Below are 16,327 nucleotides of genomic sequence, written 5' to 3'. Positions count from 1 at the left end.
GCAATCCCCGTGCGACGCAGTCAGCTCTGCGAAGGCCCTGGCACGGCCAGCTTTTACAATAGCGCCCATGCCTTTTATCGACCAGCTGCGCGCCGCAGCCACCCAAAACAACTCCATGCTGTGCGTGGGCCTGGATCCGGAGCCCAGCCGTTTTCCCGCCGCGATGCGCGGCGATGCCAGCAAGATCTATGATTTTTGCGCAGCCATCGTCGATGCCACCCATGACCTGGTCAACAGCTTCAAGCCGCAGATCGCCTACTTTGCAGCGCACCGCGCCGAGGACCAGCTGGAAAAGCTGATGGCCCATATGCGCCGCGTGGCTCCCCAGGTGCCGGTGATTCTCGATGCCAAGCGCGGCGACATCGGCTCGACCGCCGAGCAGTACGCCAAGGAAGCCTTTGAGCGCTATGGGGCGGACGCGGTGACCTTGTCGCCCTTCATGGGCTTTGACTCCATCACGCCCTACCTGAAGTACGAGGGCAAGGGCGCCTTCTTGCTGTGCCGCACCTCCAACCCCGGTGGGGACGACCTGCAGGCCCAGACCCTGGCCGATGTGCCCGGCCAGCCGCAGATGTTCGAGCATGTGGCGCGCCTGGCCCAGGGCCCCTGGAACACCAATGGCCAGCTCGGCCTGGTCGTCGGTGCCACCCGCCCGCAAGAGATCGAGCGTGTGCGCGCCGTCGCCCCCCACCTGCCGCTGCTGATTCCCGGCGTCGGTGCGCAGGGTGGTGATGCGGTGGCCACCGTCAAGGCGGCCCGCATTGGCGGCGGCCCGATCATCATCAACTCTTCGCGCGCCATTTTGTATGCGAGCAGCGGCGACGACTTTGCCAGCGCGGCGCGCGCCGCTGCGATCCAGACCCGCGACCTGCTCAACGCGGTCGATTGAGCGGCTCCAGCGCCAGAACGACAGGGTCCGTGCTGCACGCTGGCACGGACCCTGCTTCTTTTTCCGGAATAGTGCGGAGGCTTCTTGGGCCAAGACACAATGCGCCTGCCGCTTTTCTTCTGACGCCTTTTCCACCGCCACAAGGACTTCCGATGCTCCCTATGCTTTTTTCTCGCCCGCGCCGAAAGGCCTGCCTGGGTCTGCTGGCGCTGGCGGCCAGCATGGCGGCAGGCGCACAGGCGGCTGCGCACTACCCCACCAAGGCCATCACCTTGGTGATTGCCTACCCGCCTGGCGGCAGCACCGATGCGGTGGGCCGCATGGTCGGCACCGAACTGGCGCAGCGGCTCAAGCAGCCGGTGGTCATCGAGAACCTGGGCGGTGCCGGTGGCGCCATCGGTGCGCAAAAGGTGGCCCGGGCGCCGGCCGATGGCTATACCCTGCTGCTGTCGGCCAACAACGAGATGGCGATTGCGCCGCTGATCAACAAGGCCATCAAGTACCGGGTGTTCAAGGATTTCACGCCGATCAGCCTGGTGGCGACCCAGCCCATGGTGCTGGTTGCCTCGCAGTCCAGCGGCGTCAAGAACACGCAGGAGTTCCTCAGCCTGCTGCGCCAGAACCCCGGCAAGTACAGCTATGGCAGCTCGGGCGTGGGCACGGCGCTGCACATTGCTGGCGAGATGGTGCAGCAGGCCGGCAATGTGGCGATGACCCATGTGCCCTACAAGGGCGTGGCACCGCTGACCAATGACCTGCTGGGCGGCAGCCTGGATTTTGGCGTGTTTGTGCTGTCCTCGGGCCTGCCGCATATCCGCGCCGGCAAGGTGGTGGCGCTGGGCACGACCGAGGCCAAGCGCTCCAGCGTCACACCCGATATCCCGGCCTTGGCCGAGACCTCGGCGTTTGCGAGGGTCGATATCAACAGCTGGTTTGCGCTGATGGGCCCGGCCAAGTTGCCCCCGCAGGTGCAAAAGGCCTTGCGTGCGGCCATTGATGACATGCTGCAGTCCCCCAGCTTTCGCGCCAAGCTCGAAGCCAGTGGCAATGTGGTGGCTGCGCCCGGCCAGGACATGGGCGCCTTCTTGAAGGCCCAGGTGTCCAAGTACCAGCAGATCGTCGAGACCGCGAAGATCGAAGACCGCTGAGCGCGGTCTCCTTCGGCGCAGCTTACCGCCGCGCCGCCTGCAGCCAGCGGCCGCCCCAGACCACGACCACCAGCGCCAGCACGACAAACACCGCGCCAGCCCATTGCCAGGCCGTCACCGTCTCGCCCAGCACCAGCATGCCGGTGGTCAGGCCAATGACCGGCACGCAGAGGCTGAAGGGCGCCACCCGGTTGGCCGAGTAGCGCTGGATCAGCTTGGTCCACAGCCCGTAGCCGACGATGGTGGCCACCCAGCCCAGGTAGGCGATCGACATCCAGGCCAGCCCGGGAATCTGCTGCCAGGTCTCTGCCTGCAGCCACTTGCCCACGCTGCCCTCGTCCAGTGCGGCGCTCAGCCCGATAAAGGGCAGAATCGGCATCAGGCTGCTCCAGGCGATAAAGCCCACCGGGTCGTAGCGGGCGTTTTCCTTTTGCGCCAGGCGCACCACCACGTTGGAGCAGGCCCAGGATGTGGCCGCGCACAGCACCAGCAGCAGGCCTGCCAAGGTGGTGCCACCAGCGCCATTGCTGCGCAGCTCATTGATCAGCAGGCAGGCCAGGCCGAGCGCGGCAATGCCCATGCCGGCCACCAGTGGGCGGCCGGGGCGCTCGCGCAGCAGCACCCAGGTCCACACGGCGGTGAGAAACACCTGGGTCTGCAGCACCACGCTGGCGAGCGACGCCGTCATGCCCACCTTGAGCGCGGTGAACAAGAAGCCAAACTGGCCCACGCCCTGCAGCAGGCCAAACAGCACCACCCAGCGCCAGTGCACGCGCGGCGGCTTGATGAACAGCACCAGCGGAAAGGCCGCGCAGAGGTAGCGCAGGGCGCCCAGCTCGAACGGGGTCAGGCTCTGCAGGCCCCATTTCATGATGACAAAGTTGATGCCCCAGACCACCACCACGACCAGCGCCAAGGCGAGGTCCGTAGGGCGAAAGGGGACGGGGGAGCTGGAAGCGGACATGGCTGGAGGCACTGGTGTGCGCAGCGCCGGATGTTATTCAAGGTTTTCCAGCAGTGTGCCAGCAAGCGCAGCTGCGTGCTGGCGCTGCGCTATTCAGCGCCGCTAGCACGGCCCAGCAAACCGCAGGTTTGCGGTTGAGACGAGGCACCCTGCCGCAGGCAGTACAACGTGTGACAAGGCAGGGTGCGGCCGGCCAGGTAACGACGTATCAAGGGTTGTGTTGGTGGCTCTCAGCGCAAATGGCGCGTGGGCGACAGAGCCTCAGGCTGCACACCCTGGCTGACCAGCGCCGGGTCCAGAGGCTCCTGCAAGGCCAGGTTGCGCGCCAGCAGGCCGTAGCCATAGGCGCTCTGGATGCCATAGCCGCCCTGCGCGGCCACCCACAGAAACTGCGGCACCTGGCCATCCCAGCCAATCACCATCTCGCCATCGGCGACAAAGGAGCGCAGGCCTGCCCAGCTGTGGCTGGGGCGGCGGATGTCGAAATGGCTGGCCTGCATGATGCGGTCAATGCCCTCGGCAATGTCCAGCATCTCGGGCTGCACATCATGCGGGTGGGTGGCATCGGCATTGGCGGGCGAGCCCAGCAGCTGGCCGGCATCGGGCTTGAAGTACCACTGCTCGCCGATATCGATGACGGCCGGCCAGTGCTGGCCGTCCATGCCGGCGGGCATCGCAAAGGTGAAGGCGCTGCGGCGCTTGGGCGTGAGGCCAATGGCAGCCGCTCCAGCCATCTGGCCCAGCTCATCGGCCCAGGCGCCGGCGGCGTTGACGACATGGCGGGCCTGCAGCTGGCGGCCATCAGCCAGCGTGATCTGCCAGTGGCCGGCGCTGGCATCCCAGTGTAGGCTGTGCACCGGGGCATCGTTCCACAGCTGGCCGCCGCGCCGGCGCATGCCCTTCAAAAAGCCCTGGTGCAGCGCATGCACATCGATATCGCGGGCGCCATCGTCGCTAAAGCCGGCTTCCAGCACCTCGGTGTTGAGCGCCGGCAAAAAGGCTTTCAGCGCGGCCTTGTCCAGCCAGCGCGCGCCGGGCGAATGCTGGCGTGCCTCGTCGTAGGCGGCTTGCAGCGCGGGCAACTGCGCGGGCGTTGCCACATACAGCACGCCGCGGGGGCTGACCAGCGCATGCTCGGCAAAGTCGGCCGGCGGCTGCTCGTAAAACTGGCGGCTGGCTCGGGTGAGCGCTTGCACCTGGGGTGGGCCATAGTGCTCTTCAAACAGCGCGGCCGAGCGGCCGGTGGTGTGGTAGCCGGGCTGGGATTCCTGCTCCAGCACCAGCACCTGGGCGCTGGTAGCCAGGTGCCAGGCGGTGGCGCTGCCGGCCATGCCGGCGCCGATGACGACAAAATCCCAGACTGCCGGGCTGGCGGTGGCAGAAGCGGATGCGCTAGGGGAGGCCGAAGGGGAACTGTTGGGGGTTTCCATGGTCAGCATGGTAAGGTCAGAGGCACTTCGCAAAGGGCAAACATGAGACAGAAACAAGCACGCAAGGGTTTTTATTCATGGGCACTGGGCGCCAGCGGGCTGCTGGCCATCTGCGCCGCCAGCACTGTGCAAGCGCAGACGGCGGCTCCCGCGCTGCCCAAGCCCACGGTTGTGGGCAGCGGCTACCTCAACCCCTGGGCCATTGCGCCCTTGCCGGACAAACGCTTTTTGCTGACCGAGCGCGGCGGCAAGCTCTGGCTGCTCGATGCCGATGGGCGTAAACAGTCCGAGCTGCAAGGCGTGCCCAAGGTGGTCGATGCCGGCCAGGGCGGCCTGCTCGATGTCGTGGCCGACAGCCAGTTCGCCAGCAACCGGCGCATCTATTTTTGCTTCAGCGAAGCGGGCCCCCAGGCGGGCACCAACAGCACGGCGTTGGCTTCGGCGCGCATTGCGGCCAATGAGCGCCTGCTGGAAGACGTCAAGCTGCTGTTCAGCCAGCGCCCCAAGGCCAGGAGCAATGCCCACTTTGGCTGCCGCATCGCCGAGACGCCCGATGGCAACCTGTTCCTCAGCCTGGGTGACCGCTACTCGCAGCGCGACGATGCGCAGACCCTGAACAACCACCACGGCAAGCTGGTGCGCATTGCCAAGGATGGCAGCGTGCCCAAGGACAACCCTTATGCGGGCCGCCAGGATGCGCTGCCGGAGATCTACAGCTACGGCCACCGCAACAGCCAGGGCCTGGCCGTCGCCGCCGATGGCAGCCTGTGGCAGCACGAGCACGGCCCGCAGGGCGGCGACGAGATCAACCGGCCCCAGCCTGGCAAGAACTATGGCTGGCCGGTGATCACCTATGGCGAGGAATACGGCGGCGGCAAGATCGGCGAAGGCACGCAAAAGGCCGGCATGGAGCAGCCCTTGCACTACTGGGTGCCAAGCATTGCGCCTTCGGGCATGGCCTTTGTCACCAGCGACCGCTATGGCCCGGCCTGGAAGGGCAGCCTGTTGGTGGGCGGCCTCAAGTCGCGCAGCGTTGCCCAGCTGGCGGTCAAGGACGGCAAGGTGACCGGCGAGAAGCGCCTCTATGAATCGCTGGGCGAGCGCATCCGTGACGTGCGCCAAGGCGCCGATGGCCTGGTCTACCTGCTCACCGATGGGCCCGATGGCAAGCTGATTCGCCTGGTGCCCTCGGGCAGTTAAAGCTTGCGCTTGAAACCCAGGTGACTGGGCGCAAAGCCCAGCTTTTCGTAAAAGCGGTGGGCATCGGCCCGGCTTTTGTCGGTGGTCAGCTGCACCACCGTGCAGCCCCGCTCCCGGCACTGCGCCACCGCCCATTCCAGCATCTGCTGGCCTGCACCGGCGCCGCGCAGCTGCGCTGCAATGCGCACCGATTCGATCTGGCCGCGCCAGGCCCCCGTGTGTGACAGGCCGGGCACAAAGGACAGCTGCAGGGTGCCCACCACCTGCCCGTCCAGCTCGGCCACCACCAGGCGCTGGTTGGCATCGGCGCAGATCGCGTCAAAGGCCGCGATATAGCGCGCATCGGGCGGGTCGGCCAGCACCTCGCGCTCACGGCCCAGCGCATCATCGGCGAGCAGCGCGATGATCGCGGGCAGGTCGGCCAGGGTTGCGGTGCGGAAAATCAGGTTTGCTGGCATAGGCGCAGTGGGATGGACTGGTTCGTTGACGCGCGGCAAGCTGCCTCAGCGCTTGAGGTAAGGCGCCAAGTAGCGCCCGGTATGGCTGGCCGGGTTGGCCGCGACCTGCTCGGGCGTGCCCTGGGCCACCAGCTGCCCGCCGCCGGCGCCGCCTTCGGGGCCCATGTCGATGACCCAGTCGGCCGTCTTGATGACGTCCAGGTTGTGCTCGATGACGACAATCGTGTTGCCCGCATCGCGCAGCTGGTGCAGCACCTTGAGCAGCAGGTCGATATCGGCAAAGTGCAGGCCAGTGGTCGGCTCATCGAGGATGTAGAGCGTGCGGCCCGTGTCGCGCTTGGAGAGCTCCTGCGCAAGCTTGACCCGCTGGGCCTCGCCGCCCGATAGGGTGGTGGCGCTCTGGCCCAGGCGGATATAGCTCAGGCCCACATCCAGCAGCGTTTGCAGCTTGCGGGCAATGGTGGGCACATCGCGGAAGAAGTCGTGCGCGTCTTCCACCGTCATCTCCAGGATCTGCGCAATATTGCGGCCCTTCCACTGCACCTGCAGGGTTTCGCGGTTGTAGCGCTGGCCCTGGCAGATGTCGCAGGGTACATAGACGTCGGGCAGAAAATGCATCTCCACCTTGACCATGCCATCGCCCTGGCAGGCTTCGCAGCGGCCGCCGGCCACATTGAAGCTGAAACGGCCCGGGCCATAGCCGCGCTCCTTGGCGGTGTTGGTCTCGGCCATCAGCTCGCGAATGGGCGTGAACAGGCCGGTGTAGGTGGCCGGGTTGCTGCGCGGCGTGCGGCCAATCGGGCTTTGGTCCACATTGATGACCTTGTCGAAATAGTCCAGGCCTTCGATCTCCTGGTAGGGCGCGACATCGCCCTGGGCGCGGTTGATCTTGTGGGCCGCGGCCGCATACAAGGTGTCGTTGACCAGGGTCGATTTGCCCGAGCCCGAGACGCCGGTAACGCAGGTGAACAGGCCGACCGGGAAATCCACCGTCACATCGCGCAGGTTGTGGCCGCTGGCGCCGATGAGACGCAGGCTTTGCACCGCATGCGGGTCCACTGCGGCGGAGGCGGCCGCTTCCTGCACGCTGCGGCCCTTGGTACTGCTGGTGCTGCTGGTACTGCTGGCTTTGCCGCTGGGCTTTTTCTCCAGCGAGGTGCGCACGGTAGGGAACTGCGAGCCGCTCTTGTCCGCGGCGGCCTTGCCCACCGGCGCGCCCACGGTGCTGGCCAGCACCGGCAGCCAGGGCGTGCGGCGCGCGGGCACGGCAATCGATTTCTGGCCGCTCAGGTACTGGCCGGTGAGCGACTGCGGGTGGGCGCAGATGTCGGCGTAGCGGCCCTGGGCCATGATCTGGCCGCCGTGCACACCGGCGCCCGGGCCCATGTCGATGATCTGGTCGGCCGCGCGCATCATGTCCTCGTCATGCTCGACGACGATCACGCTGTTGCCGATGTCACGCAGGTGCTGCAAGGTGGCGATCAGGCGGTCGTTGTCGCGCTGGTGCAGCCCGATCGAGGGCTCGTCGAGCACATACATCACGCCCGTCAGGCCCGAGCCGATCTGCGAGGCCAGGCGAATGCGCTGCGCCTCACCGCCCGAGAGCGTCTCGGCGCTGCGCGCCAGGCTCAGGTAGGTCAGGCCCACATCGTTGAGGAACTGCAGCCGCGTGCTGATTTCCTGGATCACCCGCGCGGCAATATCGGCCTTGGCGCCCGTCAGCTGCACGGTGCTGAACCAGGCGTGGGCCTCGCTCAGGGTGACCTGGCTGATGTCCTGGATCGCACGGGCCTGGTCACCATCGCCCACGCGCACAAAGCGCGCCTCGCGGCGCAGGCGCGCGCCGTGGCAGTCGGGGCAGGGCTGCACGCTTTGGTAGCGGGCCAGCTCATCGCGCACGATGCTCGAATCGGTCTCGCGGTAGCGCCGCGTCATGTTCGGCAGGATGCCTTCGAAGGGGTGCTTCTTGGTGACCATCTTGCCGGCGTTCTCGCCGCTGGCCAGCTCGTACTTGAAGGCGATCTCTTCGTCGCCCGAGCCATACAGCACCACCTGGCGCACCGCCTCGGGCAGGCTCTCATAAGGCTGCTCAATATCGAACTTGTAGTGGCGGCCCAGGCTCTCGAGCATCGCAAAGTAGTAGCCATTGCGCCGGTCCCAGCCCTTGATGGCGCCGCTGGCCAGGCTGAGCGTGGGGAAAGCCACCACGCGCTCGACGTCGAACACCTCGTGCAGGCCCAGGCCATCGCAGGATGGGCAGGCGCCCTGGGGCGAGTTGAAGGAGAACAGGCGCGGCTCCAGCTCGGCCAGCGCATAGCTGCAGACCGGGCAGGAGAACTTGCTGCTGAACAGATGCTCTTCGCCGGTGTCCATCTCCAGCGCCAGTACGCGGCCATTGCCTTCGTTGCCGCCCACGCGCAGTGCCGCCTCAATGCTTTCGGCCAGGCGCTGCTGCAGCCCGGCGCGTACCTTGACCCGGTCGATGACCACATCGACATCGTGCTTCTCGTTCTTGGCCAGCGCGGGCAGGGTCTCGTGCTCGTACATCTGGCCATCGACCCGAAAGCGCACATAGCCCAGCGCCTGCATCTGCGCAAACAGCTCGACGAACTCGCCCTTCTTGCCGCGCGCCACCGGCGCCAGGATCATCAGCTTGGTGTCCTCGGGCAGGGCCAGCACGGCGTCGACCATCTGGCTGACGGTCTGGGCCGCCAGTGGCAGGTTGTGGTCGGGGCAGAACGGCGTGCCTGCGCGGGCATACAACAGGCGCAGGTAGTCATGGATTTCGGTGACCGTGCCCACGGTCGAGCGCGGGTTGTGGCTGGTCGCCTTCTGCTCGATCGAGATGGCCGGTGACAGGCCCTCGATCAGGTCGACATCGGGTTTGTCCAGCCGGCCCAGAAACTGGCGCGCATAGGCCGAGAGGCTCTCGACATAGCGGCGCTGGCCTTCGGCATACAAGGTGTCAAAGGCCAGGCTGGATTTGCCCGAGCCCGACAAGCCGGTGATCACCACCAGCTGGTGGCGCGGAATGTCCAGATCGATGTTCTTGAGGTTGTGCGTGCGCGCGCCACGGATGGCGATGCGACTGTGTGCCAGCCGCGCGCCCAGGTAGCGGCTGTCGTCCTGCTGCGCCTCGGACAGGCCGAGTTCATGGTGCAAGTCGATGGCAGCGGAAGGGTCGGTGGGGGTGCGTGGTGGCATGTGGGCTTCAAGATCCAAAACCCCTCATGATAGCCAGCCTGCCCGTTTGTTGTGCAATCTGCCGGGTATCGCTGCACATGCGTTGCGGATAAACCCAGGGGCGTGGCCCGCTGTCTGGCGCCAAAACCGAGGTGAGGGCTTGCGGCAGCTTTGCGCCTAGCTATGGTTTCTGATGCGCTGCTGGGCGCAGAGATTCCGTCTGCCAGCAGGGCTTGCGGCTGCGCTCTACACTTGCCGCTGGCGATCGTCGCCATCCGTCCCTTGTTTGCCTGCGTATCGCCCTTGTCTCTCACTTCTGTTTCTTCTTCCACGGCCATGCTGCCGGCCGAGCGGCGCGCCAGTTTCAGCCTGGCGCTGATCTTTGCATTGCGCATGCTGGGCCTGTTTCTGGTGCTGCCGGTGTTTGCGCTGGAAGCCCACAAATACCCCGGCGGTGATGACCCGGCGCTGGTCGGGCTGGCCATGGGCGTCTATGGCCTGACACAGGCCGTCTGCCAGCTGCCGCTGGGCATGGCGTCGGACCGCTTCGGGCGCAAAAAGGTCATTGTGCTGGGCCTCTTGGTGTTTGCCGCCGGCAGCCTGATCGCCGGCATGGCGGGCAACCTGCATACCCTGCTGCTGGGTCGGGCGCTGCAAGGCGCAGGCGCGGTGTCCGCCGCCGTCACGGCGCTCTTGGCCGACCAGACCCGCGACGAAGTGCGCACCAAGGCCATGGCCCTGGTGGGCGCCAGCATCGGCCTGATGTTTGCGCTGGCGCTGGTGCTCAGCCCGCTGCTGGTGGTGCACATCGGCCTGAGCGGCCTGTTTTTGATGACCTGCGGCCTGGCGCTGGGCGGTATTGCGGTGGTGCTGTGGGTCGTGCCGCCTGAGCCGCTGGAGCACCGGGGCGGCGCACGCGGCGGACTGCGCGAGGTGTTCCGCCATGCCGACCTGGTGCGCCTCAACGCCGGTGTGTTTGTGCTGCACACGGTGCAGATGTCGATGTGGGTAGCCGTGCCCGCGATGCTGGTGGCCGCAGGCCTGCCCAAGGCCGAGCACTGGCAGGTCTACCTGCCGGCCGTGCTGCTGTCCTTTGTGCTGATGGGCGGGCTGTTTGCGCTGGAGCGGCGCGGTTACCTGCGCGGCGCCTTGCTGGGCTCGATCGCGCTGGTGGCCCTGGTGCAGATGGCCCTGGGCCTGGTGGCGACCTCGGGCCATGCGCCTGCGCTGTGGCTGATGGGCGTGCTGCTGTTCGTGTTTTTCTGCGGCTTCAATGCGCTGGAGGCCACGCAGCCCAGCCTGGTCTCGCGCATGGCGCCGGCATCGCTGCGCGGCGCGGCGCTGGGCAGTTACAACACCTTGCAATCACTGGGCCTGTTTGCCGGCGGTGCGCTGGGTGGGGCGATGACCCGCTGGGGCAGCGTGACGGATCTGTTCATCGCCACCAGCGCGCTGGCGCTGCTGTGGCTGGTGCTGACCTGGCCGCTGCAGCCGCTGGGCCGCGCCGTGGCTGGTGCTGGCGCTGCACAAAAGTAAGCACTGGCTGGGAATGGGGCAGGCCTGGCAGGCCCTGTTGCAGGATCTGCGGCCACCCGCAGAGAAGGACCGGCCGCTTTGGGGTAGGATACGCCCCTGAATCTCAGTGATGGGCGCTTTGAAGGCTGCAATGCCTGCAACACTGCCAACGCATAGTAGGCGCCCATTTTTCAAAGGAACTACCTCTACCATGGCATCCGTCAACAAAGTCATCATCGTCGGCAACCTCGGCCGCGACCCTGAAATCCGCACCTTCCCCTCAGGCGACCAGGTGGCCAACGTCACTATCGCCACCACCGACCGCTGGCGCGACAAGAACAGCGGTGAGAACAAGGAAGCCACCGAGTGGCACCGTGTGGTGTTCAATGGCCGTCTGGCTGAAATCGTCGGCCAGTACCTGCGCAAGGGCAGCCAAGTCTATGTGGAAGGCAGCCTGCGCACCCGCAAGTGGACCGACCAAGCCACCGGCCAGGAGCGCTATGCGACGGAAATCCGCGCTGACTCGATGCAGATGCTGGGCAGCCGCCAAGGCCAGGGCAGCCCAGGCGGCCAAGGCGGTGGCGATGACTACGGCTATGGCGACAGCGGCTACGGCGACCAGGGCGGTGGCGGCGGCGCCCCCGCTGGCAACTACCAGCGCCGTGCACCGGCACCGGCCATGGCTCCGGCCGCTGCGCCCCGCCAGGCGCCGCCTCCCCGTCCAGCACCGGCACCTATGCCTGCGCCAGCCCCACGCGCCGCTTCGGGCTTTGACGATATGGACGACGATATTCCGTTCTAATTCGCCATCAACGCATTTTTTGTATTGCGAAAGCCCCTGGCTCCCGAGAGCCAGGGGCTTTTTTTAATGGCCGCGCAAGGCTGGCACGGCTGGCGGCGCACCGCCTTTGAACCGGTTCCTAGAACCTGTTCAAAGTCTCTACGCAGCCGCGTTGGAGTGCAATCGGGATGAGTTCGAAGGGATGGAGCGCAGCTTGCACCGGGGTGCAAGCAAGGGCCAGCGCGCAGAAATCGCCCGATTTCACTCCAACCCTTCGGGACAGTGGCTTTGCGCTGCCCGGGAAGGGGCGCCCGGCTAGGGCCGCCCGGGCAGGGGCGGTCTGCGTTGTTGCAAATCCTCGCAATAGATGGGCTATTGCTGCGGTGTTGCGCGGCTGGGCGCCCCCCTCGCGTCCCATCCCGCAAAGACACTGTCGCGGCGCGAGGAGACATTGAACAGGTTCTCAGCGGACCGTCGCCATCGGTGCAGCGCTGCCGTTTGCGCTCGCTTCTGGCGTGTTCAGCTGGCGCCGCAGATCGAACTTGAGCAGCACAACGCCGGCGCCAATCAGCAGCACGTCCTTGACGATGAAACCGTCCAGCGTGGACAGCTGGGGCAGCAGGCTCAAGGTGGTGATGCCGGTGACGATGACGATCAGGGCGCCCACGACACCCAAAGCGGGTTTTTTGAAGCCGACCATCAGTGCCAGAAACGCCAAGGTCTCCACTACACCCAGAAAGTAGCTGCCCCCGTGCACGCCGAAGAGCGTGTAGAGAAAGCTGAGCCAGGTGCTCGAGATCAGGGGCTCCAACTCGGCGACCTCAAAATCAAACCATTTGAAGGTGCCGAACAGCGCAAAAATAAAGATCACCGAGACGCGCAGCACAGCGATATCGGTATCGGAGTGAATAAAGCGATGGATGGTATTTTTCATGGGGGTCTCCTGGTTAAAAAAATGGCTGGGATGCGGATGTCATGGGGCGGTGCTCAGCCAGTCGACAATGGCTTTGGCGGCACGGTCATAGGCCCCATGGGGCGGGATGCGGTTGAGCAGTAGCGCGCCCTTGATCGCAGAGCTCACCACCATGGCCAGCTCTGCCGGGGGCTGTGCAAAATGCAGGGCTGCCTGGTGCTGGCCCGCGACCAGAATGTCTTGCAGCAGCTGTTGCTCGGTCTGTGCCAGCTGGTAGACCGCCGTTTGCAGTGCGGGCGAAAACAGGTGGCTGTCCGACAGCATTGCGTAGACACCGCACATTTGCCCCTGCGCCGCGCAATCTGCAAAGGCATTCAGATAGGCCTGGAGTTGCGGCACACCGGCGGGCAGCTTTTGCAGCGCTGCCTCCAGGGCTTTGAAATCGGCCCGCTTGTAGTCACAGTAGGCAATGCCCAGGTCTGTTTTGCTAGGGAAATGATGGTGAATACTGGCTTTGCGAATGCCAATACCCGCCTCCAGATCGGCATAGCTGAAGCCCTGGAAGCCACGCTGCTGGATCAAGTGGTTGCTGAGAAGGATGATTTTTTCGCGGGTAGACATCGTCAATGATTCTGTATTGAGTGATGGTTTTTGACTATACCTACTAGAAGGTAGGTTGCCAAGTTGCCATATGATTCAAAGCGTAAATCCAGCAGCCGGCATGACCCGCGGCATGCGTGCCGGGTGCGCTGCAGGATCGGCGGGGCCAGCCGTTTTGGCGCAAAAGGCCAGTGCCCACTGCGGCTTTGCCGCCGGTAGAGAATGCGGCATGGGCGCAGAACGCGCCGCGCGCAATGCCGGCCCGGCAGACCTGTGATGGCGGCCGTGCCGCCCTGGATAAGGGCGCAGCTGACGGCATGCCCTTTGTACCACCTTGCATGAATGCGGCCATGACTCCGAGCACCGATACCGCCAATACCTTGGATAGCACCAAGATCGCATCCCTCATCGCGCCCAGCGGCCGCCTGCGTGCCGCCATCAATGTCGGCAACCCGGTGCTGGCGCACAAAAGGGCCGATGGCTCGGCCGCAGGCGTCTCCGTCGATCTGGCAGCGCGCATGGCGGCCCAACTGGGTCTGCCGCTGGACCTGCAGCTGTTTGAGGCGGCCGCCCATTCGGTCGATGCTGTCACCCAGGGCCAGGCCGATGTCGGCTTTTTCGCCGTGGACCCGGTGCGGGGCGCGGGCATCGGTTTTTCCGCCCCCTATGTGCTGATCGAAGGCGCCTACATGGTGCGCAGCGATTCGGCGCTGAGCGACAACACGCAGGTGGATGTCGCCGCGCACGAGGTCGTGGTCGGCCAGGGCAGCGCTTATGACCTCTACCTCACGCGTGCGCTGAAACACGCCCGCATCCTGCGGGCGCCCACCTCGCCGGCGGTGGTCGATGTCTTTTTGCAGCCTAGCGGCGACGTGGCCGCAGGCGTCAAGGTGCAGCTGGAGGCGGCGGTGGCCAGCCATGCCGGTCTGCGGCTGCTGCCCGGGCATTTCATGCTGATCCAGCAGGCCATGGGCCTGCCCAAGAGCCGGGGCGATGCTGCTATCCAGTGGCTGGCCGCCTTTGTGGAAGACGCCAAGGCCAGCGGTTTTGTCGCCCAGGCGCTGGCGCAGCACCAGGTGCCAGGCGCGGTGGTCGCGCCCGGAGTGCAGCCATGAGCGTGTTTGACCATCTGCAGCAGCTGCTGGACGGCGAGGGTGCCCGCTTTCGGGTGCTGGAGCACCCGGCCGAGGGTAAATCCGACGAGGTGGCGCGCATCCGGGGCACGACGCCGGGCCAGGGTGCCAAGGCCATGCTGTGCAAGACCCGCAATGCCGGGCACTGGGTGCTGGCCGTGCTGCCGGGTGATCAGAAGCTGGACTTTCGCCTGCTGGCTACCGCGCTCGGCCTGCCCAAGATGACGATGGCCAGCGCGGAGGAGGCGACGGAGCGGACCGGTTGCGTGATTGGCGCCATTCCACCCTTCAGCCCTGGCCCGCAGGTGGCCTTGGTGGTGGATCCGGACCTGGTGGAGCGCCATGCCGAGATCGCCTTCAATGCCGGGCGGCTGGACCGCTCGATGGTGCTCAACGCGCAGGACTATGTGCGTATTGCACAGCCGGCGCTGCACCGCATCTGCGCCCCTGCTGGCTAAGGCAAAAATCCAACACCGCGCAGGCATGGCGACTGCACAATAGTCGCCATGTTTATCGCCATCCCTCTGGAAAACAAGCCCTCCTGGCAGTCACCGCCGTGGATGACGGTGCTGCTGATCGCGATCAACTGCCTGGTGTTCTGGGTCTGGCAAGGGGGTGAGGAGCGGGCGGCAGAGCGCGCATCCAAAACCTATGCGCATACGGCACTACCGGCGATTGAGGTGCCGGCCTTTGTGAAGTACCTCGACGCACAAAGCCGCAAGCCGGACAGCCGCATCCAGCCCCAGATGGTGCGCATGGTGCAGGGCCTGCAAAAAAACCAGGACTACGGCCAAATCTATATGCTGATGCAGCAGGAGGGGCGTTTTCGCCGCCAGCTGCTGGCCGGTGAGGTGATCACGGCGGCCGATCCGCTGTATGCCGACTGGCAGGCCGCCCGCGCCCGCTTTGCGCCGCTGGAGCCCAAGCCTTTTACGTCGCGCTGGGCGATGAGCTATGAGGCCGGCGCCGGGCTGCAGCCGCTGCAGGCGCTGACCTCCACCTTCTTGCACGGCAGCACCGGCCACCTGCTGGGCAATATGGTGTTCCTGTTTCTCTTCGGGTTCACGCTGGAGATGGCGCTGGGCGCCGGGCTCTACCTGTGCTTTTATCTCGTCGCCGGTGTCAGCGCCTCGCTGTTTGCGGGCCTGTTCTATGCGGGCTCGGGCAGCTATGGGCTGGGCGCGTCGGGCGCGATTGCCGGGCTGATGGCCATGTATGTGGTGCTCTACCGCATGCGGCGCATCCGCTTTTTCTACATGCTGGCCTTCTACTTCAACTACGCCACCTGGCCTGCGCTGGTAGTGCTGCCGGTGTGGATGGGTTTTGAACTGGCACAGCACTTTTTAGGGCAGCAGGGCGTGGCCTATATGGCGCACTTTGGCGGCTTGCTGGCCGGCGGCCTGCTGATGGCCCTGTACCTGCAGCTGCGGCGCAAGGAGTCGGTGGTGGAGGTGGCCGCCCGTGACAAGCAGCAGGCCCAGGCCCAGAGCGCCGCGCTGGCCGCCGCCGTGCAGCGCGCGCAAAAGCACACCGATGCGCTGGCCTTTGAGCTGGCCGCACCCGCTTGGCGCCAGGCCGCCAAGCTGGCACCGACCGATGCCGCCATCTTGCGCGCCTGGTTCGAGAGTGCCCGCCATGCGCCGGCGAGCGAGGATTTTCACCGCGCCGCTCGCGCCATCTTCAAGCTGCCGGCCAACACAGAAGCGCTGCGCCAACTGCAGCACCACAGCTGGCAAACCTATATGGACCGCGCCCGGCCCGCCCCGCGCATCAGCGACAACAGCCTGCACGCACTGGCGCGCAGCTTTGTGCGGCTGGGTGCATGGGACGACGCCCAAAAAATCTGCCAGCAGCTGGAAAGCGCTGCCGACCACCCGCACTGGCCTGCCACCTTGGCGCTGGTGGCCAATGGTCTGGCCAAGGCCGGCCGGCTGGACGAGGCCCGGCGCTGGCTGCCGGCGCTGCAGCGCGCCGCACCGCAAGAGCCGGTCACGCGCTGGCTGAGCCAGGCCAGCACCTGAACGCGGGTCGAGTGCCTGGGCGGCAGTGGCCAACACCCTGGCGCGTCAGCTCCATGTAAAGTTTTCGTGAAGCCATGCCTTATGATCGCTGC

14 protein-coding genes are annotated in these 16,327 nt (G+C 65.9%); 8 read left to right on the top strand and 6 right to left on the bottom strand.

Annotation, left to right across the window (positions count from 1 at the left end):
- Positions 1 to 67: 67 nt before the first annotated feature.
- The gene (gene pyrF / locus ACPEE1_RS21725) at positions 68 to 889 is read left to right on the top strand and encodes an orotidine-5'-phosphate decarboxylase (protein ID WP_116926090.1); all 822 of its coding nucleotides are present in this window, start codon (positions 68 to 70) and stop codon (positions 887 to 889) included.
- A 152-nt stretch (positions 890 to 1,041) separates the two neighbouring features.
- A complete protein-coding gene (locus ACPEE1_RS21720) occupies positions 1,042 to 2,037 on the top strand; it encodes a Bug family tripartite tricarboxylate transporter substrate binding protein (protein ID WP_409935125.1) in 996 nt (331 codons plus the stop codon).
- A 22-nt stretch (positions 2,038 to 2,059) separates the two neighbouring features.
- Here the strand turns inward: ACPEE1_RS21720 and ACPEE1_RS21715 are convergent, their stop codons facing one another.
- Together ACPEE1_RS21715 and ACPEE1_RS21710 are read right to left on the bottom strand one after the other, a co-directional pair.
- The gene (locus ACPEE1_RS21715; protein WP_116926092.1) at positions 2,060 to 3,001 is read right to left on the bottom strand and encodes an EamA family transporter; all 942 of its coding nucleotides are present in this window, start codon (positions 2,999 to 3,001) and stop codon (positions 2,060 to 2,062) included.
- Positions 3,002 to 3,231: 230 nt separating this feature from the next.
- Positions 3,232 to 4,431: an NAD(P)/FAD-dependent oxidoreductase gene (locus ACPEE1_RS21710; RefSeq protein WP_423934860.1), complete on the bottom strand. Its 1,200-nt coding sequence runs from the start codon at positions 4,429 to 4,431 to the stop codon at positions 3,232 to 3,234.
- A 42-nt stretch (positions 4,432 to 4,473) separates the two neighbouring features.
- Here ACPEE1_RS21710 and ACPEE1_RS21705 point away from each other — a divergent pair, with 42 nt between their 5' ends.
- On the top strand, positions 4,474 to 5,631 hold the full coding sequence (locus ACPEE1_RS21705) for a PQQ-dependent sugar dehydrogenase (protein ID WP_423934859.1): 1,158 nt from the start codon (positions 4,474 to 4,476) through the stop codon (positions 5,629 to 5,631).
- Here ACPEE1_RS21705 and ACPEE1_RS21700 read toward each other — a convergent pair.
- Positions 5,628 to 6,089 (bottom strand): N-acetyltransferase family protein, encoded by a 462-nt coding sequence (locus tag ACPEE1_RS21700; RefSeq protein WP_423934858.1) that lies wholly within the window; start codon positions 6,087 to 6,089, stop codon positions 5,628 to 5,630. The two genes, ACPEE1_RS21705 and ACPEE1_RS21700, sit on opposite strands and share 4 nt — an antisense overlap.
- Positions 6,090 to 6,134: 45 nt before the next feature.
- The gene (uvrA, locus tag ACPEE1_RS21695) at positions 6,135 to 9,293 is read right to left on the bottom strand and encodes an excinuclease ABC subunit UvrA (RefSeq protein WP_423934857.1); all 3,159 of its coding nucleotides are present in this window, start codon (positions 9,291 to 9,293) and stop codon (positions 6,135 to 6,137) included.
- A gap of 315 nt (positions 9,294 to 9,608) precedes the next feature.
- Between uvrA and ACPEE1_RS21690 the strand changes: the two genes are divergently transcribed.
- Both ACPEE1_RS21690 and ssb read left to right on the top strand, forming a co-directional pair.
- Complete coding sequence (locus tag ACPEE1_RS21690; protein WP_423936486.1) at positions 9,609 to 10,808, top strand: MFS transporter; 1,200 nt, start codon at positions 9,609 to 9,611, stop codon at positions 10,806 to 10,808.
- A 190-nt stretch (positions 10,809 to 10,998) separates the two neighbouring features.
- Positions 10,999 to 11,589 carry a single-stranded DNA-binding protein gene (gene ssb, locus ACPEE1_RS21685; protein ID WP_182344686.1) on the top strand — a complete coding sequence of 197 codons (591 nt, stop codon included), beginning with the start codon at positions 10,999 to 11,001 and terminating at the stop codon, positions 11,587 to 11,589.
- Positions 11,590 to 12,031: 442 nt separating this feature from the next.
- Here ssb and ACPEE1_RS21680 read toward each other — a convergent pair whose 3' ends face one another.
- On the bottom strand, positions 12,032 to 12,502 hold the full coding sequence (locus ACPEE1_RS21680) for a DUF417 family protein (protein ID WP_423934856.1): 471 nt from the start codon (positions 12,500 to 12,502) through the stop codon (positions 12,032 to 12,034).
- A gap of 39 nt (positions 12,503 to 12,541) precedes the next feature.
- On the bottom strand, positions 12,542 to 13,102 hold the full coding sequence (locus ACPEE1_RS21675) for a TetR/AcrR family transcriptional regulator (RefSeq protein ID WP_116926099.1): 561 nt from the start codon (positions 13,100 to 13,102) through the stop codon (positions 12,542 to 12,544).
- Positions 13,103 to 13,431: 329 nt separating this feature from the next.
- Between ACPEE1_RS21675 and ACPEE1_RS21670 the strand changes: the two genes are divergently transcribed.
- Genes ACPEE1_RS21670 through ACPEE1_RS21660 form a run of 3 tightly spaced genes read left to right on the top strand, consistent with a single transcriptional unit; the run spans position 13,432 to position 16,235 of the window.
- Positions 13,432 to 14,196 carry a transporter substrate-binding domain-containing protein gene (locus tag ACPEE1_RS21670; RefSeq protein WP_423934855.1) on the top strand — a complete coding sequence of 255 codons (765 nt, stop codon included), beginning with the start codon at positions 13,432 to 13,434 and terminating at the stop codon, positions 14,194 to 14,196.
- On the top strand, positions 14,193 to 14,672 hold the full coding sequence (locus ACPEE1_RS21665) for a YbaK/prolyl-tRNA synthetase associated domain-containing protein (RefSeq protein WP_182344692.1): 480 nt from the start codon (positions 14,193 to 14,195) through the stop codon (positions 14,670 to 14,672). The genes ACPEE1_RS21670 and ACPEE1_RS21665 overlap by 4 nt, the downstream gene beginning before the upstream one ends.
- Before the next feature lie 48 nt (positions 14,673 to 14,720).
- Positions 14,721 to 16,235, top strand: a complete 1,515-nt coding sequence (locus ACPEE1_RS21660; RefSeq protein ID WP_423934854.1) for a rhomboid family intramembrane serine protease — start codon at positions 14,721 to 14,723, stop codon at positions 16,233 to 16,235.
- Positions 16,236 to 16,327 lie beyond the last annotated feature (92 nt).

Source organism: Comamonas sp. 23 (assembly GCF_049601575.1).
In the GTDB taxonomy this organism is placed as follows: Bacteria; Pseudomonadota; Gammaproteobacteria; order Burkholderiales; family Burkholderiaceae_C; genus Comamonas; species Comamonas squillarum.
This window is presented reverse-complemented; position numbering and strand designations above follow the sequence as displayed.

Coding starts and splice junctions, on each gene's coding strand:
- pyrF (WP_116926090.1), top strand. CDS start 68: ATGCCTTTTATCGACCAGCTGCGCGCCGCAGCCACCCAAAACAACTCC.
- ACPEE1_RS21720 (WP_409935125.1), top strand. CDS start 1,042: ATGCTCCCTATGCTTTTTTCTCGCCCGCGCCGAAAGGCCTGCCTGGGT.
- ACPEE1_RS21715 (WP_116926092.1), bottom strand. CDS start 3,001: ATGTCCGCTTCCAGCTCCCCCGTCCCCTTTCGCCCTACGGACCTCGCC.
- ACPEE1_RS21710 (WP_423934860.1), bottom strand. CDS start 4,431: ATGGAAACCCCCAACAGTTCCCCTTCGGCCTCCCCTAGCGCATCCGCT.
- ACPEE1_RS21705 (WP_423934859.1), top strand. CDS start 4,474: ATGAGACAGAAACAAGCACGCAAGGGTTTTTATTCATGGGCACTGGGC.
- ACPEE1_RS21700 (WP_423934858.1), bottom strand. CDS start 6,089: ATGCCAGCAAACCTGATTTTCCGCACCGCAACCCTGGCCGACCTGCCC.
- uvrA (WP_423934857.1), bottom strand. CDS start 9,293: ATGCCACCACGCACCCCCACCGACCCTTCCGCTGCCATCGACTTGCAC.
- ACPEE1_RS21690 (WP_423936486.1), top strand. CDS start 9,609: ATGCTGCCGGCCGAGCGGCGCGCCAGTTTCAGCCTGGCGCTGATCTTT.
- ssb (WP_182344686.1), top strand. CDS start 10,999: ATGGCATCCGTCAACAAAGTCATCATCGTCGGCAACCTCGGCCGCGAC.
- ACPEE1_RS21680 (WP_423934856.1), bottom strand. CDS start 12,502: ATGAAAAATACCATCCATCGCTTTATTCACTCCGATACCGATATCGCT.
- ACPEE1_RS21675 (WP_116926099.1), bottom strand. CDS start 13,102: ATGTCTACCCGCGAAAAAATCATCCTTCTCAGCAACCACTTGATCCAG.
- ACPEE1_RS21670 (WP_423934855.1), top strand. CDS start 13,432: ATGACTCCGAGCACCGATACCGCCAATACCTTGGATAGCACCAAGATC.
- ACPEE1_RS21665 (WP_182344692.1), top strand. CDS start 14,193: ATGAGCGTGTTTGACCATCTGCAGCAGCTGCTGGACGGCGAGGGTGCC.
- ACPEE1_RS21660 (WP_423934854.1), top strand. CDS start 14,721: ATGTTTATCGCCATCCCTCTGGAAAACAAGCCCTCCTGGCAGTCACCG.